Annotated in this window: 16 protein-coding genes, 1 other RNA gene and 1 riboswitch; of the genes, 14 read left to right on the forward strand and 3 right to left on the reverse strand. The window is 48.0% G+C overall.

Annotated features, from left to right (window positions below; genetic code table 11):
• Positions 1 to 11: 11 nt before the first annotated feature.
• Positions 12 to 536: a GNAT family N-acetyltransferase gene (locus ABJ225_RS14445; protein ID WP_347320879.1), complete on the reverse strand. Its 525-nt coding sequence runs from the start codon at positions 534 to 536 to the stop codon at positions 12 to 14.
• Positions 537 to 774: 238 nt separating this feature from the next.
• On the opposite strand from ABJ225_RS14445, the gene rpoN reads away from it, so the two are divergent.
• The 13 genes from rpoN to ssrA all read left to right on the forward strand — a co-directional run bounded on the left by rpoN (position 775) and on the right by ssrA (position 14,927).
• Positions 775 to 2,052, forward strand: a complete 1,278-nt coding sequence (gene rpoN, locus ABJ225_RS14450) for an RNA polymerase factor sigma-54 (protein ID WP_347320880.1) — start codon at positions 775 to 777, stop codon at positions 2,050 to 2,052.
• Positions 2,053 to 2,063: 11 nt separating this feature from the next.
• Positions 2,064 to 2,309, forward strand: coding sequence for a glutaredoxin family protein (locus ABJ225_RS14455; protein WP_056540654.1), 246 nt, complete (start codon positions 2,064 to 2,066; stop codon positions 2,307 to 2,309).
• Between the two features lie 158 nt (positions 2,310 to 2,467).
• On the forward strand, positions 2,468 to 3,490 hold the full coding sequence (locus ABJ225_RS14460) for a sugar-binding transcriptional regulator (RefSeq protein WP_053429169.1): 1,023 nt from the start codon (positions 2,468 to 2,470) through the stop codon (positions 3,488 to 3,490).
• Between the two features lie 53 nt (positions 3,491 to 3,543).
• Positions 3,544 to 4,551 (forward strand): type I glyceraldehyde-3-phosphate dehydrogenase, encoded by a 1,008-nt coding sequence (gap, locus tag ABJ225_RS14465; protein WP_048006745.1) that lies wholly within the window; start codon positions 3,544 to 3,546, stop codon positions 4,549 to 4,551.
• Between the two features lie 176 nt (positions 4,552 to 4,727).
• Positions 4,728 to 5,912, forward strand: coding sequence for a phosphoglycerate kinase (locus ABJ225_RS14470; RefSeq protein WP_347320881.1), 1,185 nt, complete (start codon positions 4,728 to 4,730; stop codon positions 5,910 to 5,912).
• Positions 5,913 to 5,959: 47 nt separating this feature from the next.
• Complete coding sequence (gene tpiA / locus ABJ225_RS14475; RefSeq protein ID WP_318341644.1) at positions 5,960 to 6,724, forward strand: triose-phosphate isomerase; 765 nt, start codon at positions 5,960 to 5,962, stop codon at positions 6,722 to 6,724.
• On the forward strand, positions 6,717 to 8,252 hold the full coding sequence (gpmI, locus tag ABJ225_RS14480; RefSeq protein ID WP_347320882.1) for a 2,3-bisphosphoglycerate-independent phosphoglycerate mutase: 1,536 nt from the start codon (positions 6,717 to 6,719) through the stop codon (positions 8,250 to 8,252). The genes tpiA and gpmI overlap by 8 nt, the downstream gene beginning before the upstream one ends.
• Before the next feature lie 84 nt (positions 8,253 to 8,336).
• Entirely contained in the window at positions 8,337 to 9,629 is a 1,293-nt protein-coding gene (gene eno, locus ABJ225_RS14485) for a phosphopyruvate hydratase (RefSeq protein WP_048006749.1), read from the forward strand.
• A 145-nt stretch (positions 9,630 to 9,774) separates the two neighbouring features.
• Positions 9,775 to 10,002, forward strand: coding sequence for a preprotein translocase subunit SecG (gene secG, locus ABJ225_RS14490; protein ID WP_218246491.1), 228 nt, complete (start codon positions 9,775 to 9,777; stop codon positions 10,000 to 10,002).
• Between the two features lie 744 nt (positions 10,003 to 10,746).
• The gene (locus ABJ225_RS14495; protein ID WP_347320883.1) at positions 10,747 to 11,493 is read left to right on the forward strand and encodes an alpha/beta hydrolase; all 747 of its coding nucleotides are present in this window, start codon (positions 10,747 to 10,749) and stop codon (positions 11,491 to 11,493) included.
• Positions 11,494 to 11,514: 21 nt separating this feature from the next.
• Entirely contained in the window at positions 11,515 to 13,863 is a 2,349-nt protein-coding gene (gene rnr / locus ABJ225_RS14500) for a ribonuclease R (protein WP_048013382.1), read from the forward strand.
• A gap of 101 nt (positions 13,864 to 13,964) precedes the next feature.
• Entirely contained in the window at positions 13,965 to 14,438 is a 474-nt protein-coding gene (gene smpB / locus ABJ225_RS14505; protein ID WP_048006753.1) for an SsrA-binding protein SmpB, read from the forward strand.
• A gap of 125 nt (positions 14,439 to 14,563) precedes the next feature.
• Positions 14,564 to 14,927: a transfer-messenger RNA gene (gene ssrA, locus ABJ225_RS14510) on the forward strand.
• 83 nt (positions 14,928 to 15,010) lie between these two features.
• On the opposite strand, the gene ABJ225_RS14515 is transcribed toward ssrA, so the two are convergent.
• The gene (locus ABJ225_RS14515; RefSeq protein WP_347320884.1) at positions 15,011 to 15,154 is read right to left on the reverse strand and encodes a hypothetical protein; all 144 of its coding nucleotides are present in this window, start codon (positions 15,152 to 15,154) and stop codon (positions 15,011 to 15,013) included.
• Between the two features lie 93 nt (positions 15,155 to 15,247).
• The gene (locus ABJ225_RS14520) at positions 15,248 to 15,595 is read right to left on the reverse strand and encodes a VOC family protein (RefSeq protein WP_347320885.1); all 348 of its coding nucleotides are present in this window, start codon (positions 15,593 to 15,595) and stop codon (positions 15,248 to 15,250) included.
• Positions 15,596 to 15,906: 311 nt separating this feature from the next.
• A riboswitch (cobalamin riboswitch) is annotated at positions 15,907 to 16,100 on the forward strand.
• A 161-nt stretch (positions 16,101 to 16,261) separates the two neighbouring features.
• Here ABJ225_RS14520 and ABJ225_RS14525 point away from each other — a divergent pair.
• Complete coding sequence (locus ABJ225_RS14525) at positions 16,262 to 18,355, forward strand: LPXTG cell wall anchor domain-containing protein (protein ID WP_347320886.1); 2,094 nt, start codon at positions 16,262 to 16,264, stop codon at positions 18,353 to 18,355.

Consider the following 18,355-nt stretch of genomic DNA (forward strand, 5'->3'; position numbering starts at 1 on the left):
TACTCAGGTTTTCAATCGGATCGCAGGATCGCGTACAGCTTCATGTCCACGTACCGTCCCTTTGATTTCTCCCCTTCACGCAAGGTTCCTTCGAACAGATATCCGTTCTTCTCCAAGACGGCTGCAGAAGCATCGTTGCCATTTTCCACTTTTGCTTCGATCCGGTTCATTCCGAGAACCTCAAAAGCGTGACGGGTGAGGAGATCGACCGCTTCGGTACCGATTCCGTTACCCCAATGGGAAGGGAGGAGGTCATAGCCGATTTCCGTAATAAAGTTGTCACGGTCAAAGTGATTGTATCCGCATGACCCGATGAGTTTACCTGAGTCACGATCAAAGATCGAAAAACGCAAGGCCTTGTTCTCGGCGGCAAGCTCTGTCAGCAGGGTGATCATATCCCTTGCCTGCTGTTCATCTGTGAACCGGTCGATGTTCATGAATCGCGTCACATCGGGATGTGACCATAGCGTAAAGAGTGCAGGGGCATCGTCCAGTGTCAGTTCATGTAATTCCAGTCGTTTGGTTTTTAATGTCATTATCAATAGATCCCTCCGTTTTTATAAAATGAGTGCATCATGGAGTCTTCCTATTGATCTCTGTGCATCATTCAGTCCCTTCGATAAGTAGATATTTCCATTTTAGAACCATTGTGGTGAGAATACAAGGAATGTTGCGAAGAATGCCTTCATAGCAATAGGTAAAGCGATTCCAGTAGATTCCCGTTAACGAATAAGGAGTTTTCATGTAAAATGGAAAAGTGGGAGGGTACATATCATGAATTTGAGTGCAGGACTTTTTCAGCAGCAGCAACAAAAGCTCCAGATGACCCAGCAGCTTTCACAGGCGATCACGATCCTTCAATATACAACGATGGAGCTGAATGACTACCTGGAATCGAAAGCGATGGAGAACCCCCTGATCCAATTGAAACCACCCAAGCGGAAGCTAGCAGAGTGGCAGGATTTCGCATCGGATACCGCGATAAGCCTATCCGAAGCTTTATTGATACAATTGAATTTGAAATCGCTTACAAATAGTGAGCGTAATTGTATAGAAGAATTGATATTCAGCCTTGATGGGAATGGGTATCTGCATATTGAAGGCGACCAATTGTTGGAGAAATATAAACTCGGAGAGGAAGCACTTGAAGAGATGATCAGCCTGATCCAATCGTTGGAACCTGCCGGCATCGGGGCCCGCTCCTTGCAGGAGTGCATCTACCTTCAGCTCGACCGTCGATGGGAGGTGCCTGATTTCGTCCTCACCATCGTGAGCGATCATTTCCAGGCCTTTGCGGACCGCAAGTGGAAGGAAATCGCAAAAATCTTGGGCCTCGAGCTGAAGCAAGTACAGACGGCGGCTGATTTCATCACACAGTGCAATCCTCGGCCGGGATCGGCCTATGCCAAGGATTTCTCTCATTATATTGTCCCTGAGCTAAATGTAAGAGTCCAGGGAGACGATGTGACGGTCGCCCTGTATGATGGGACTTCGATCACGGTCACTCTTAATAAGGAATATACCGATTTTCTCGGGCACCATCCCGACCGTGATACAGCGTCATATATAAAAGAAAAGAAGCAGGAATTCGAATGGCTCGTCCAGAGTCTCCGCCAACGCAAGCAGACGATGCTGAAGGTGGGGAAGGCAATAGCAGAGAAGCAGAGAGGATTTTTCCTCCAAGGACCCGGCCATCTCCAGCCCCTGACGCTGAAGCAGATTGCTGAAGAGGTCGGAGCCCATGAATCCACGATCAGCCGGGCCGTCAGGGGTATGTATGTGCAAACGCCATATGGGGTGTTTGAACTGAAGAACTTTTTCACGGCAGCGATCCGGGCCGTGGACACAGATGAAGAAATGGTGTCTGCCGGTACAGTGAAGAAGGAGCTGCAGGAACTTGTTAATCAAGAGGACAAGCGAAAGCCCCTTTCCGACCAGAAGCTTGTGGCCCTCCTGACGGAAAAGGGGTGTGACGTCTCTAGACGGACGGTGGCAAAGTACCGGGACCAGCTTGGCATCCCGTCTTCTACGAAACGGAAACGATATGAGTGAGGGGAATGTTCATGAAAGAATTGATTTTTTACACCCGTCGGCAATGTGGGTTATGTGACGAAGCTAAGCTCACCATCAACTTGCTGCGTGACGATTTTCCTTTCGAGCTGATTGAGCGGAATATCGATGAGAGGGATGAGTGGACGGAGAGATTCGGTCTCATGATTCCAGTAGCAGAAATGGACGGGGAAATCCTCCAATATGGGCAAATTGACTTTTTTACTATGAGCAAGCGTTTACATGAAAAAACTCGATAGTTTCCAGTTGAATTCGCATTCACACCCTGCTAGAATTGAAGATGAAAGCAGGGTGTGAATTTTTTTTGGAGTAAGTGGGACACAATATGTCTAACCGGGACTTTTATAGTCCAGCAGATTATTGAACCTTTTACTTCGGTTTTGAAGGGGCTTTGTACATGGAATCAATCATTGATATACAAAAGCGATTATTACCTGACCTGCTTGAAGTTATGCAAAAAAGGCATCAGATTCTCCGTTCCATCCGCTTCATGCAGCCAGTCGGCCGCAGAAGCTTGGCACAGAACCTGGGGCTGACGGAGCGTGTACTCAGGAGCGAAGTTGAATTCCTGAAAAATCAAGATCTCATCGACATCAAGACGTCCGGAATGATCATGACCGAAGATGGCATGCAACTACTGGAAAAAATTGAATGCATGATGAGGGAGATTTCGGGAATTAATGAAATGGAGCATCGGCTCAAGTCGTTACTCAATCTTCATGAAATTGTAATTGTTCCGGGGAATAGCGACGAGTCACCGTGGGTAAAGGAAGAATTGGGGCGTGCGACAGCATCCAGTATGAAACGCCGCCTAAAGGGGAATACTACAATCGCTGTGACTGGCGGTTCAACCATGGCCTCTGTAGCTGAAATGCTGACACCGGACCTGACGTCATCAGAAACCTTATTCGTTCCAGCAAGAGGGGGGATCGGGGAAGACGTCAAAAATCAGGCAAACACCATCTGTTCCAAGATGGCCGAGCATACGAAATCGCGTCATCGCGTCCTCTATGTGCCTGACCAGGTAAGCAAGGAAGTCTACAAGTCCTTCCTGAAGGAACCGATGATCAAAGAAGTCCTCACCATGATCAAATCAGCCAACATGGTCCTCCATGGAATCGGCGATGCGATCACCATGGCCGAGAGACGGAAGACATCGGAAGCCGATTATCAGAAGATCATCGACGGGCAAGCGGTCGGGGAATCATTCGGCTACTACTTCAATGAAGAAGGCGAAGTGGTACATAAGGTGCCGACCATCGGACTGCAGCTCGAGGACCTGAGCCATATCGAGCATGTCATCGCCGTAGCCGGCGGAAGCTCAAAGGCAAAGGCAATCCGGTCCTACATGAAAAGTGCTCCATCTTCAACCGTCCTCATCACGGACGAAGGAGCAGCAAAAGCGCTTTTGAAAGGGTAAATCCCTTTTGAAATATAAAATCATCCTTAACGATCTAAAGGAGGAAATTAATCATGGCAACAAAAATTGGTATTAACGGATTTGGACGTATCGGACGTAACGTATTCCGTGCAGCACTTAAAAGCAACGATGTAGAGGTAGTGGCAGTCAACGACTTGACTGATGCAAACATGCTTGCACACCTTTTACAATATGACACAGTTCACGGGAAACTTGACCAAGAAGTTACTGTTGACGGTGACTACCTAGTAGTCGGCGGCAAAAAAGTAAAAGTATTGGCTGAGCGTGACCCAGCTCAACTTGGATGGGGAGATCTTGGCGTTGAAATCGTCGTAGAATCTACTGGTCGCTTCACTAAACGTGCAGATGCTGCGAAACATATCGAAGCTGGCGCTAAAAAAGTCATCATCTCTGCTCCTGCATCTGATGAAGACATCACAATCGTAATGGGCGTTAACCACGACAAATACGACGCAGCTAGCCATGATGTTATCTCTAACGCATCTTGTACTACTAACTGCCTTGCTCCATTCGCAAAAGTACTTAACGATAAATTCGGCGTAAAACGTGGAATGATGACTACAATCCACTCTTACACAAATGATCAGCAAATTCTTGATTTGCCACACAAAGACTACCGTCGTGCACGTGCAGCTGCTGAGAACATGATCCCAACTACAACTGGTGCAGCTAAAGCGGTATCTCTAGTTCTTCCAGAACTTAAAGGCAAATTGAACGGTGGAGCTGTCCGCGTTCCAACTCCAAACGTGTCACTAGTTGACCTTGTTGCAGAATTGGACAAAAACGTAACAGCTGAAGATGTAAACGCAGCTCTTAAAGAAGCAGCTGAAGGCGATCTTAAAGGAATCCTTGCTTACAGCGATGAGCCACTAGTATCTACTGACTACAATGGTAGCCCTGCTTCTTCAACAATCGATGCTCTATCTACTATGGTTCTTGAAGACAACATGGTAAAAGTAATCTCTTGGTACGATAACGAGAGCGGATACTCTAACCGTGTCGTTGACCTTGCAGGCTTCGTAGCTTCAAAAGGACTATAATTCAAACGCGTTTGGTTTTTGACATCTAGGTGATGGATGGATATATTTTGTCCCACCATCTATAATGAAGATGTGTCGAAGGGGAGCGGGGAACATTCCCCTCTCCCCTTTCCTATTCTTATTTCAAGTTTCTTGAAAAAAGAGTAGAATTTGATAACTGAAGGAGGCCTTTTTCCATGAACAAAAAATCGATCAAAGACGTCGATGTGAAAGGGAAACGCGTATTTTGCCGCGTAGACTTCAACGTGCCGATGGCAGACGGGAAGATCACCGATGAAACGCGTATCCAGGCAGCACTGCCTACCATCAAACATCTAGTAGAAGGCGGAGCGAAAGTCCTTCTTGCAAGCCATCTTGGACGTCCAAATGGTGAAGTGGTAGAAGAACTCCGTTTGACACCTGTTGCAAACCGTCTATCAGAGCTTCTTGGCAAAGACGTTGCCAAAGCAGACGAAGCATACGGTGAAGCCGTTCAGGCGAAAGTTTCAGAGATGAAAGACGGAGACGTCCTTGTCCTTGAAAACGTTCGTTTCTACCCAGGTGAAACGAAAAACGATCCTGAGCTTGCGAAAGAATTTGCAGCACTTGCAGATCTTTATGTGAACGATGCATTCGGTGCAGCTCACCGTGCCCACGCTTCAACAGCAGGAATCGCCGAGCACATCCCGGCAGTTGCAGGTCTTCTTATGGAGAAAGAGCTTGAAGTCCTTGGTAAGGCACTATCAAACCCAGAACGTCCTTTCACGGCCATCGTTGGTGGAGCGAAAGTAAAAGATAAGATCGGTGTCATCGACAACCTTCTTGATAAAGTGGACAACTTGATCATCGGAGGCGGACTTGCATACACATTCGTGAAAGCAAACGGCTACGAAATCGGTCAATCCCTTCTTGAAGAAGACAAAATCGATCTAGCGAAACAATTCATGCAAAAAGCGAAAGACAAAGGCGTGAACTTCCTTATGCCGGTAGACGTGGTTGTTGGGGATGACTTCTCTAATGATGCGAATACAAAGGAAGTGGGCATCGACTCCATCCCATCTGATTGGGAAGCAATGGATATCGGTCCTAAAACGCGTGAAATCTTCAGCGATGCAATCAAGAGCTCTAAACTTGTCATCTGGAACGGACCAATGGGCGTATTCGAAATGGATACATTCGCCAACGGTACGAAAGCCGTAGCAGAGGCATTGGCCGATTCAACAGATACATACTCTGTAATCGGTGGCGGAGACTCTGCAGCAGCGGTCGAGAAATTCGGATATGCTGATAAAATGAGTCATATTTCTACAGGCGGAGGAGCATCTCTTGAGTTCATGGAAGGGAAAGAACTTCCTGGAGTCACTGCTCTGAACGATAAATAATCCCTGTTTCTAAATGCGTTTAGAAAACAATCGAAAGGATGAGTAGAATGCGTAAACCGATCATCGCAGGTAACTGGAAGATGAACAAAACACTCGGTGAAGCCAAAGCTTTCACCGAAGAAGTACAAGGACTCGTTCCTGATTCAAATGTAGTTGAATCTGTGATCTGTTCACCAGCGCTTTTCCTTGAAAGCCTTGTAAACAGCACGAAGAACTACAAAGTAGAAATTGGTGCCCAAAACATGCACTTCGAAGAAAACGGAGCGTTCACAGGCGAAGTCAGCCCTGTAGCCCTTCAAGATCTTGGAGTGAAATATGTCATCCTTGGACACTCAGAACGCCGTGAAATGTTCAACGAAACGGATGAGTCTGTGAACAAGAAGACGATCGCTGCCTTCAAACACAGCCTGACTCCGATTGTATGTGTCGGTGAAACACTTGAACAACGCGAAAACAACGAAACAAACGAACTAGTAGGAGATCAAGTGAAGAAGGCCCTTGCCGGACTTTCTGCTGATCAAGTGAAGAACACCGTCATTGCTTATGAGCCAATCTGGGCAATCGGTACAGGTAAATCTTCAACGGCTGAAGATGCGAACGAAGTATGTGCCCACATCCGTCAAGTTGTGGCATCTGAGTTCGGTCAAGAAGCTGCCGATGCAGTCCGCATCCAGTACGGCGGAAGCGTAAAACCTGCCAACATCAAAGAATACATGGCACAGTCTGATATCGATGGTGCATTGGTCGGTGGCGCAAGCCTTGAACCACAAAGCTTCCTTCAGCTTCTAGAAGGGGCGAGCTCTCATGAGTAAGTCTCCAGTAGCACTCATCATCCTGGACGGCTTTGCCTTCCGTGATGTGAAAGAAGGAAATGCGGTTGCTCAGGCCAACAAGCCGAACTTCGACCGCCTTTGGAACCAATACCCGCACAATCAGCTGACTGCAAGCGGTGAAGCAGTAGGTCTGCCTGATGGTCAAATGGGTAACTCTGAAGTGGGTCACTTGAACATCGGTGCCGGCCGCATCGTGTATCAAAGCCTCACGCGCGTGAACCTTGCCATCCGCGAAGGGGAGTTCGAGAAGAACGAAACCTTCAAAGATGCCATTGAACATGCGAAAAAGCACGACAAGAAGCTTCACATCTTCGGACTTCTATCGGACGGAGGGGTCCACAGCCATATCGATCATATGTATGCCCTCCTTCGCCTCGCTGCCAAAGAAGGAATGGAAGAAGTTTATGTCCATGCTTTCCTAGATGGCCGTGATGTCGGTCCTAAGACCGCCAAGAAGTACATTGAAGATGCACAAGCAAAAATGAAAGAAATCGGTATCGGTCAATTCGCAACGATTTCTGGCCGCTATTACTCAATGGACCGCGATAAGCGCTGGGAGCGCGTGGAGAAATCCTATCGTGCCATGGTATACGGAGAAGGCCCTACGTACACGGATCCAATCGAATTGGTCAACGATTCTTACGAAAATGGAATCCATGACGAATTCGTCATCCCATCCGTGATCACAAAGGAAAACGGCGAGCCGGTTGCAACGATTCAGGATGACGATTCTGTGATCTTCTACAACTTCCGTCCCGACCGTGCCATCCAGATCTCGAATACGTTTGCCAACCAAGACTTCCGTTCATTCGACCGCGGGGACAAGTTCCCTAAGAACCTGCACTTTGTCTGCCTGACGAAGTTCAGTGAAACGGTTGATGGATATGTGGCATTCAAACCGACGAACCTTGATAATACACTTGGAGAAGTTCTTGCCCAAAACGGCTTGAAACAGCTCCGCATTGCTGAAACGGAAAAATATCCGCATGTGACATTCTTCATGAGCGGTGGCCGTGAAGCGGAATTCGAAGGGGAAAAGCGCATCCTCATCGATTCACCGAAAGTGGCAACATACGATCTGAAACCTGAAATGAGCGCATACGAAGTGACGGATGCCCTTCTCGAAGAGATCCGTGAAGACCGCCAGGATGCCATCATCCTGAACTTCGCCAACCCTGATATGGTCGGTCACTCCGGAATGCTTGAACCAACGATCAAAGCGATTGAAACCGTGGACGAATGTCTTGGTAAGATCATCGACTTGATCACTGAAAAAGGTGGCACGGCCATCATCACTGCGGACCACGGGAATGCAGATGAAGTGATCACAGAAGGCGGCGACCCAATGACAGCCCATACGACCAACCCGGTACCGGTCATCGTGACAAAAGAAGGCCTTGAACTTCGTGACGGAGGGATCCTTGGCGATCTTGCCCCAACGATGCTTGACCTCTTGAACGTCGATCAACCGGAAGAAATGACGGGTCAATCCCTCATCAAGAAGTAATCCTGCCGGCGTGCCGACCTGCAGGGGCACCCGGACGGTAAGAGCTTTTAAACTAAAATCACCTATAAAAAGGAGAGTTTTTTCATGCCAATCATTACTGATGTATACGCACGCGAAGTCCTTGACTCCCGTGGTAACCCGACAATCGAAGTAGAAGTTTACACTCAATCCGGAGCTTTCGGACGCGCACTTGTTCCATCTGGTGCTTCAACTGGTGAATACGAAGCAGTTGAACTTCGTGACGGCGACAAAGGCCGCTACCTAGGTAAAGGTGTAGAAAAAGCAGTCGATAACGTGAATAACGAAATCGCTGAAGAAATCATCGGTTACGATGTAACAGAACAAGTTGCCATCGACCAAGCCATGATCGCTCTTGATGGAACTGAAAACAAAGGTAAACTAGGCGCCAACGCAATCCTTGGTGTATCTATGGCTGTTGCACGCGCAGCTGCTGACTTCTTCGGAGTAGAATTGTACCAATACCTTGGTGGATTCAACGCGAAGCAACTTCCAGTACCAATGATGAACATCGTCAATGGTGGAGAGCACGCTGACAACAACGTAGATATTCAAGAATTCATGGTTATGCCTGTAGGAGCTCCTACATTCAAAGAAGCTCTTCGCATGGGTGCTGAGATCTTCCACAGCCTGAAATCAGTTCTTAAAGACAAAGGTTACAACACAGCTGTTGGTGACGAAGGCGGATTCGCTCCTAACCTTAAATCCAATGAAGAAGCTCTTTCTACAATCATCGAAGCAATCGAAAAAGCCGGTTACAAACCAGGCGAAGAAGTCCTTCTTGCAATGGACGTAGCTTCTTCTGAAATCTACAACAAAGAAGACGGTAAATACCATCTTTCTGGAGAAGGCGTTGTACGTACTTCTGAAGAAATGGTTGACTGGTACGAAGAAATGGTTAACAAATATCCAATCATCTCAATCGAAGATGGTCTTGACGAAAACGACTGGGAAGGACACAAACTTCTTACTGAGCGCATCGGTAACAAAGTCCAACTCGTTGGGGATGACCTATTCGTAACAAACACAACAAAACTTTCTCAAGGGATCGAGCAAGGAATCTCTAACTCAATCCTTATCAAAGTGAACCAAATCGGTACACTTACTGAAACATTCGACGCTATCGAAATGGCTAAACGCGCTGGTTACACAGCTGTCATCTCTCACCGTTCTGGTGAAACAGAAGACAGCACAATCGCTGACATCGCGGTTGCTACTAACGCTGGTCAAATCAAAACTGGTGCTCCTTCACGTACTGACCGTGTGGCGAAATACAACCAACTTCTTCGCATCGAAGATCAATTGGCTCACACTGCTCAATACCTTGGAGCAAAAACATTCTACAACGTTAACCGCTAATAGCCGGTTTGCCGAAATCCCCGTCCTCGGACGGGGATTTTTTTAATGGACGTCATCTAAGCGAATATTCATTATGTTCTTGTTGCCCCAGCCCCCGTATGGTAAAATGAAGACAATGTTATGTTCGGATCAGGAGGTGGGACTCATGCATACTATTTTAGTCACGTTACTTATCATCGTATCGATCGCCATGATCGTCATGGTATTGCTTCAATCAGGTAAGAGTGCTGGACTTTCAGGGGCCATCTCAGGTGGTGCGGAACAGCTATTCGGTAAACAGAAAGCGCGCGGACTCGACTTGATTTTGCACCGCATCACAATCGTATTGGCCGTACTATTCTTCGTTCTTACGGTTGCCATCGTCCGTATCTAAATGAACGTTTAAAAACCTGATCTCGTTTGTGGGTCAGGTTTTTTGTTTTATCGGGGTTGTACTTGGCCGTTTTGTGCTGGGCGGAGCGATTCATCCGTATGGGGTGGTTTTCGCATATAACTGCGAATGAGCGCTGGTTGCAAATCTTGTTTGTGGGTTTGCGGTGTAGTTGGTGGTCAGGTGATGATTAAGGTGGTTCATCCGTATGTGGACGCATTCGCAAATAACTGCGAATGAACGCTGGTTCAAGGGATGATGTGCAAATTGGAACGAGGGCAACAAGTCGGTTCGCAAATAGAATGCTTTTACTCGCAAATTAAATCGAAAATTCCGCAAGTATTTTTTTGATTATCGCAAATAAATCCGCCTTGATCAGAATCGTCGAGTCTCGGGATAGAGTAAAGGGTCATAAATCCAGTGCGAAAAAAGTCGAATCATGTCACAAGGGAAAAGTAGAGGGAAATGGCGATGGTAAATGCATGGTAAATCATTATGAATCGCTATGATTCCAAACAATTCGCTAATACTCGATTAAAGTAGCAAATAGCCCTTTACCTGCTTAGAGCCACCGATCGGGATGACCCTGCCTCACACTACAAACAACCCTCCGCCATCAAAACCGCCACAACAATGCGAAATGGTGGATTGTCCCACCGATATTTGCTAAAAATAGAAGTGAGAAGAATCTGAACGGCTGCATCAAGCCACTAGACATCAAAGAGATCGAAAAGGAGCTATCAAACCATGAAAACCAATTTGCCGAAACCATTTACATTTGAAGCGGGGAAACGTGCTGTCCTTCTGTTGCACGGATTCACTGGTAACTCATCGGATGTGCGTATGCTCGGACGATTCCTCGAGAAGAAGGGCTATACGTCTCATGCGCCTCACTATAAGGGACATGGTGTTCCGCCGGAGGAATTGGTGCATACAGGTCCTGAAGACTGGTGGAAGGATGTCATGGACGGGTATGAGCATCTGAAGAGCCTTGGGTATGAGGAAATCGCCGTTGCGGGCCTCTCGCTCGGAGGGGTATTTTCATTGAAATTAGGTTACACTGTACCTGTAAAGGGTATTGTCCCAATGTGTGCACCAATGTATATAAAAAGCGAAGAAGTCATGTATGACGGGGTAGTGGAATACGCCCGTGAATTTAAAAAATATGAAGGAAAACCCGAAGACCAGATTGAAAAGGAAATGGAAGAGTTCAAGAAGACGCCGATGGATACGTTGAAGGCCCTTCAGGAGCTCATCGCCGATGTGCGTGGGAATGTGGATATGATCTACTCGCCGACGTTTGTCGTGCAGGCACGGAACGACCATATGATCAACACGGATTCTGCGAATATCATCTATGACAGCGTTGAGTCTGATGATAAAGAGATCAAATGGTATGAAGATTCTGGGCACGTCATAACGCTCGATAAAGAGAAAGAGCAGCTTCACGAGGATGTGTACAACTTCCTGGAGAAACTGGACTGGACGGTATAATCACGATCAGGAGGGAATGTCATGGATGAAAATATTAAAGGGCATGTGGATAAGCTCCTTTCTTACATGAAGGAAGAAGCCTACAAGCCATTGACGGTACAAGAGCTGGAGGAAGCATTCGGAATCGAGGGGTCAGGGAACTTCAAGGATTTCGTCAAGGCGCTTGTCGTCATGGAAGAGAAGGGATTGGTGGTGCGTACAAGAAGCAACCGCTACGGTCTTCCTGAAAAAATGAATCTGGTAAGAGGGAAGGTATCGGCACATGCCAAGGGCTTCGCCTTTGTCATCCCGGAAGAGCAGGGCATGGATGATATCTTCATCCCGCCGAATGAAACAAGCAATGCGATGCACGGGGATATCGTCCTCGTACGGGTATCGGCTGCTTCATCGGGCTCAAGACGCGAAGGGACCATCGTCCGCATCGTCGAGCGCGGTGTCGATCAGATTGTCGGGACATTCACCGAAAGCAAACATTTCGGCTTTGTCATCCCTGATGATAAGAAGTTCGCAAGTGACATCTTCATCCCGAAATCCGCCCAGAAGGGTGCGACGGAAGGACATAAGGTCGTCGTGAAGCTGACGGCTTATCCGGAAGGACGCAAGAGCGCAGAAGGGGAAGTCATTGAAATACTCGGTCATAAAAATGATCCGGGTGTCGATATCCTTTCCATCATCCATAAGCATGGCATCACCGTCGAGTTCCCTGAAGAAGTCATGGAGCAGGCGAATCAAGTGCCTGATGAAATCAACCCATCCGAGCTTGAGAACCGCCGCGATCTGCGCGATCAAACGATCGTCACCATTGACGGGGCCGACGCAAAGGACCTCGATGATGCCGTCACGGTCACGAAGCTCGACAACGGAAACTACAAGCTCGGCGTACATATCGCCGATGTTACCTACTATGTGAAAGAAAGCTCACCGATCGATGAGGAAGCATTCGACCGCGGTACATCCGTCTACCTCGTGGACCGGGTTATCCCGATGATCCCTCACCGACTGTCGAACGGTATCTGTTCACTGAACCCGAAAGTCGACCGCCTGACTCTTTCATGTGATATGGAGATCACACCGAGCGGGGAAGTCGTGAAGCATGAGATCTTCCAGAGTGTGATCAAGACTGCTGAGCGGATGACCTACTCAGACGTCAACAAGATCCTTGTGGACAAAGATGAAGAGCTGAGAAGCAAGTACGAGCCACTCGTCCCGATGTTTGAGGACATGGAGAAACTTGCTCAGATCCTTCGCACGAAGCGTGAGAAGCGCGGTGCCATCGACTTCGATTTCAAAGAAGCGAAGGTGCTCGTGAACGAAGAAGGCGAGCCGACGGAAGTCGTCATGCGCGAGCGTTCCGTTGCCGAGAAGCTCATCGAGGAATTCATGCTGGCAGCGAATGAAACCGTCGCAGAACACTTCCACTGGATGGAAGTACCGTTCATCTATCGTATCCATGAAGATCCGAAGGAAGATAAGCTAATGCGCTTCTTCGAGTTCATCACGAACTTCGGACTCATCGTGAAAGGCTCGGCAAATTCGATCCATCCTCGTGCCCTCCAGGAAATCATCGATGATGTCCAGGGGAAAGCGGAGGAGATGGTCGTCTCCACGATGATGCTGCGCTCCATGCAACAGGCGAAGTACGATCCGGAAAGCCTTGGTCACTTCGGGCTGGCAACGGAGTTCTATACCCACTTTACCTCGCCGATCCGCCGTTATCCGGATCTGATCGTCCACCGATTGATCAGGACATACTTGATTGAAGGAAAGGTCGACCAAGCGACGCGCGACAAATGGGGAGCACAGATGGGGAACATCGCCCAGCATACCTCCAGCCGCGAACGCCGTGCCGTCGATGCTGAGCGTGAGACGGATGAGCTGAAGAAAGCAGAGTACATGGAAGACAAGGTCGGGGAAGAGTACGACGGGATCATCAGCTCCGTCACTAACTTCGGACTGTTCGTTGAGCTTCCGAATACAATCGAGGGTCTTGTCCACGTGAGCTACATGACCGACGACTATTACCGGTTCGACGAGCGTCAGCTGGCCATGATCGGAGAGCGTACGGCAAACGTCTACCGCATCGGTGATGAGATTACCGTACGCGTCGTGAACGTCAACAAGGACGAACGCGCCATCGACTTCGAGATCGTCGGCATGAAAGGCACCCGTCGCCGCGACGACAAAGCCCGCTCATTCCGACCGGAACGTAAAGGTAAACCGACAAGCAAGCCGGGCAAAAAGCCTGCTGATAAAGACAAAAAAGAAGGCGGCGAATGGTCCACACGCCCGCCGAAGAACAATAAGAAGAAAAAGAAGAACAAAAAGTTCTTCGACAATGCTCCAAAAAGCAAACGCAAAAAGAAAAAGTAAGCATAAGGAGCATGGGAATCCACCCGTGCTCCTGTTTCATCCTACCCATACTGGTGTATTTATGAGATAATGGCACCACAGAAAGAGAGAGAGGGATTCACATGCCAAAGGGAGAAGGCAAGCTCATTGCCCAGAATAAAAAAGCCCGCCATGACTTCGCCGTCGAAGAGACGTTCGAAGCAGGCATCGTCCTCCAGGGGACGGAAATCAAATCGATCCGCGGCGGTCGCGTCAACTTGAAGGATTCCTTCGCCCGCATCCGAAACGGAGAAGTATACGTCTACAACATGCACGTATCGCCTTACGAGCAGGGGAACCGGTACAATCATGATCCGCTCCGCACGAGGAAGCTCCTCCTTCACCGCAGGCAGATCAATAAGCTCATCGGTGAAACGAAAGAAGCAGGATATTCACTCGTCCCGCTGAAGCTGTACATCAAAAACGGCGTCGCCAAGCTCCTCATCGGTCTTGCACGCGGTAAGAAGAAATATGACAAACGTGAAGATCTGAAGCGCAAGGAAGCCAACCGCTCCATCCAGCGCGAGCTCGCCCAAAGGCAAAAAGGGAATTACTGATCCTTCCAGTTGCATTTGGCGCTCAGTTTGTTATAATAAATAGTGTCGCAGGGCAAACTGACTGCGATAAGAACAATTGAATAAGTAACCAGTGAGAACTTATTCTTTCCCGTTCTTCCTCATATGGGGACGTTACGGATTCGACAGGGATAGTTCGAGCTTGGGTTGCGAGCCGTAGGGATCGTCTACGTTAAAACGTCAAAGCCAATAATAACTGGCAAAACTAACAATAACCTAGCTCTAGCTGCGTAATAGCGCTTTAGCTGTTCCTCCCTCCATCGCCTATGTGGTAGGGTAAGGGACTCACTCTTAGTAGGCTACGCCGGAGTCCACCGTCTGAGGACAAAGGAAGAGATTAACCAGACTAGCTGCACGGACGCCAGTCGGTAGGCATAAGCTGCAGCGAAACCGCGAATATATCGACTACGCTCGTAGACGCACAAGTGCCGTTATTTCTGGACGAGGGTTCGACTCCCTCCGTCTCCACCAAATACATATTTGGTGGTTTTATTTTGTCTTAAATAGTTAACACAAGCCATCCCGGTTTCCTTCAGGGATGGCTTTTTTAGTGTTTAGAGGTTATCCGTGTTGATACGAGGAGCACGTGGTTCCAGTTCAGCGCTCGCCTTGGCATTTTCATTGTTTCGGTCGTGTTGATTTTGTCTTTCCTTATCCAATGCAGATCGGTTTTCTGATTTGCTCTTTTTATCCTTCATGCCATCGCCCCTCTTGCTAATATGCTCCAAGAATGAGGGCTTGAATCATACAAAAAAGGACTTGTCGAAACAAGTCCTCTTGCTATTCAATGACTATTTCTCCCACAGTTCGATCAGCCGCCCATCCGGGTCCTTGATCCAAACGAACTGGCCAAAGTCGCCGCTCTGCTTATCCTTCGCAAGTGGGACCCCGACCCGCTCAATGTGAGCGAGTACCTCTTCCATATCATGAACCTGAAAGTTCACCATCACCTGTTGGTCTTTCGGAAAATACTCATCCTCGTTGTCAAACAGTGAGAAGATGGTCTCACTGTTTCCTTCAATTTTTATGATTGCACCGTTCCATTCACCGATATCCAAGCCTAAAACCTTGTTGTACCATTGTTTTAAAGCCTCTGGGTTTTGCGATTTCCAGAAGACTCCTCCGAATCCTTTGATCATTTTTGTGAGTCCTCACTTTCTATATAAAATCTATTACTAGGTTATTTCGGTATAAGATTCACAACTCCTTCCATCATATTCAAATGATTTAAGGGTATAGGTATTGAACTTTTAAAAGAGACGCACTGAGCGCTAATATAAATCGGGATGACCGCCATCATCATGGAAAAAGATTGGTAAAATAATTTTCAATGGTACAAACCCCGACAAACCCCGCCACCCATCAACATCCTTCCCCATTTCCTGATATTCCTCCAATTAACAGTATATTGAATTGATCGAATGTTTCCATTAAGATGGAGAGGAGTATAACTTCATAGATGCATATTGGTTCAGCCTCGGGTTCGGGGCTGATTAAAAGGGAATCAGGTGTGAATCCTGAGCGGTCCGGCCACTGTAAGTGATGAGCGATCTTTCTGAAATGCCACTGGATGTTAGAGTCCGGGAAGGCGGAAGGGAGCGATGAATCATGAGTCAGGAGACCTGCCTGTATGTGTAGTGGTGGAGCCTTCCGGTAAAAGGTGAAGCGAGGTGGATCAGTATGCATGGGGTTAGTATGTGCACGTCGATTTCAAAGCCTTGTTCTTCTTTCGGGAAGAGCAGGGCTTTTTTATATACATATTATTTATCTAGTACAGGGGATAAGGGATACGGGAGGATATGTGAGTGAGAATACTTCAAGCAATGTTGGCAAGTGTATTGAGCGTTGTGTTGTTTTTGGGTGTGCCGGTTGCGGGGATTCCGTCTGGACACGCAGAGGCAGCGACGAGTACGGATGTTTCGCTGGCTGAGATCAATAAAACCATTGAAGGTGCTGCGAATCACATTCTGGACAGCGGTGTAAGTAGTGAGTGGGAAGCCATAGGACTTGCGGCAGCGGGATATCCAGTGCCGGAAGCCTATTATCAGAATCATTTCAGTCAATCGGTGGATAGCCAGGTCATCAATCCATCGAGATACGCTAAGATTACCGATATTGAACGCCACGTGATTGCGGCGGCGGCAATCGGTTTGGATCCATTGTCTGTCAACGGCACAGACTTGATTGAAAAGATCTACAACAGTCAGGATGTGTCACCAGGGAATGACACGATGACCCTTCAAGGGAATAACGGACCGATCTTCGCCTTGATCGCGTTGGACAGCCAACAGTTCGAGGTGCCATCAGATGCCAAGTGGACACGTCAAAAGCTGATTGATGAGCTTTTGAAGCAGCAGAATGAGGATGGAAGCTGGTCCCTCAGTGCATACATGTCGGGCCCGAGCTATGATATCACGGCCATGGCCTTGATTGCCTTGGCACCCTATACATCCCAGGGGAATGTGAAGAAAGCGGTAGATGGTGCGCTCTCATTTCTATCTGCAGAACAGCAATCAAGCGGAGGATTTGACGATCCATTTGTCGGGGGGACTTCAAGTGAAGCCACTTCCCAGGTGATCATTGCCCTGACGTCGAACGGGATTGATCCGACGTCAAAGGCATTCACGAAAGGATCCAATAATCTCGTCACACACCTTCTGAGCTTCAAGTCGGAGGATGGCGGATTTATGCATGTCAGTCCAGGCAATTCCAACGGGATGGCGACCGAGCAAGCCCTGCAGGCCCTCGTTGCGTATCAGAAATTCTTAAAAGGGGAGGGGAAGCTTTATTCATTCCCTAAACCATTGGAGCCGGAACCACCGACACCCATGCCTGATCCGACCCTTACCATAAAAGGGGTGAAAGATGGCGAGATTGTTGCAACGCCAGAGATCACGGTCACGGCTGAGGCAAAGGATGGAGAAGGAAACGCCTTGGTAGTCGACGCGAAGTTGAATGATCAGGCCATTGAAGGCAACAAATCAGGCGAGTTTGTCCTTTCCTTAAATGAGGGGAAGAATGTTCTCATTGTCAGCGCACAAGATCAGAATGAAAAAGTGGTGTCAAAGAAAGTGACCATCCAGTACAAAAAAGAAGCCAAAGATGAGGATCCGCCAAAGCTGCTGGACCAGGTGACCCTAAAGCCTGTATGGAAAGATGGAAAAGGCACGATTGAGATGGATAGTATCAGCAACCTGAAGGAAGGGGGAGATATTATCATCGAGATCCCGGACGATTCGGTTACCATCGTCTTCCCGGATGAAAGCATGAGTGCGATGGTCAATAAAGGGGCGACGCTTCACTTGGAATCATCTCAAGTGAAAATGAAGACTGAATTGAAAGGGTTCTCAAAAAAAGAAGCAGAATTCTCCATCCAGCGCATGGAAGGCATGAAGGAAGCTCTTAGTAACGTGTACGACTTTACCATCAAACAGGATGGGAAAAGCATTCATGATGTGAAAGATGCCGTAGAGCTGTCCTTCGCCGTCAAGGAAGAAGAGGTGGACAGCACATCTACCGCCGTTTACTTCTATAATGCCGATACGAGAAAATGGGACCATGTCGGAGGGGACTATTCCGACGGGTGGTTCAGTGTACAACCTGATCACTTGAGCACATTCGCTGTGTTCAACTCGGCACCAACGGGAACGGAAGAGGAAGAGAAAACAAATGAACCAGAAAAAACACAGGATGAGGGAAAAACGGGCTCGTCTCCAAAGGAAAACAAGAAAGACGATACTGTTGTACCGGCAGCCAAACCTTCTTCGGGGAAAAAGCTCCCCAATACTGGGGTGAACGAATGGTATCTTCCAGTCGCGGGAGGACTCCTTCTACTCACGGGTCTCTCGATCTATTTCTGGGGTGCACGCAAGAAGCGGAAGATGGAGATAAAAGGTTAG

This window comes from Rossellomorea sp. RS05, from assembly GCF_039822645.1.
In the GTDB taxonomy this organism is placed as follows: domain Bacteria; phylum Bacillota; class Bacilli; order Bacillales; family Bacillaceae_B; genus Rossellomorea; species Rossellomorea marisflavi_B.

Excerpts from the sequence above, each read along its gene's own strand:
- ABJ225_RS14445 (WP_347320879.1), bottom strand. The coding sequence starts at position 536 with ATGACATTAAAAACCAAACGACTGGAATTACATGAACTGACACTGGAC.
- rpoN (WP_347320880.1), top strand. The coding sequence starts at position 775 with ATGAATTTGAGTGCAGGACTTTTTCAGCAGCAGCAACAAAAGCTCCAG.
- ABJ225_RS14455 (WP_056540654.1), top strand. The coding sequence starts at position 2,064 with ATGAAAGAATTGATTTTTTACACCCGTCGGCAATGTGGGTTATGTGAC.
- ABJ225_RS14460 (WP_053429169.1), top strand. The coding sequence starts at position 2,468 with ATGGAATCAATCATTGATATACAAAAGCGATTATTACCTGACCTGCTT.
- gap (WP_048006745.1), top strand. The coding sequence starts at position 3,544 with ATGGCAACAAAAATTGGTATTAACGGATTTGGACGTATCGGACGTAAC.
- ABJ225_RS14470 (WP_347320881.1), top strand. The coding sequence starts at position 4,728 with ATGAACAAAAAATCGATCAAAGACGTCGATGTGAAAGGGAAACGCGTA.
- tpiA (WP_318341644.1), top strand. The coding sequence starts at position 5,960 with ATGCGTAAACCGATCATCGCAGGTAACTGGAAGATGAACAAAACACTC.
- gpmI (WP_347320882.1), top strand. The coding sequence starts at position 6,717 with ATGAGTAAGTCTCCAGTAGCACTCATCATCCTGGACGGCTTTGCCTTC.
- eno (WP_048006749.1), top strand. The coding sequence starts at position 8,337 with ATGCCAATCATTACTGATGTATACGCACGCGAAGTCCTTGACTCCCGT.
- secG (WP_218246491.1), top strand. The coding sequence starts at position 9,775 with ATGCATACTATTTTAGTCACGTTACTTATCATCGTATCGATCGCCATG.
- ABJ225_RS14495 (WP_347320883.1), top strand. The coding sequence starts at position 10,747 with ATGAAAACCAATTTGCCGAAACCATTTACATTTGAAGCGGGGAAACGT.
- rnr (WP_048013382.1), top strand. The coding sequence starts at position 11,515 with ATGGATGAAAATATTAAAGGGCATGTGGATAAGCTCCTTTCTTACATG.
- smpB (WP_048006753.1), top strand. The coding sequence starts at position 13,965 with ATGCCAAAGGGAGAAGGCAAGCTCATTGCCCAGAATAAAAAAGCCCGC.
- ABJ225_RS14515 (WP_347320884.1), bottom strand. The coding sequence starts at position 15,154 with ATGAAGGATAAAAAGAGCAAATCAGAAAACCGATCTGCATTGGATAAG.
- ABJ225_RS14520 (WP_347320885.1), bottom strand. The coding sequence starts at position 15,595 with ATGATCAAAGGATTCGGAGGAGTCTTCTGGAAATCGCAAAACCCAGAG.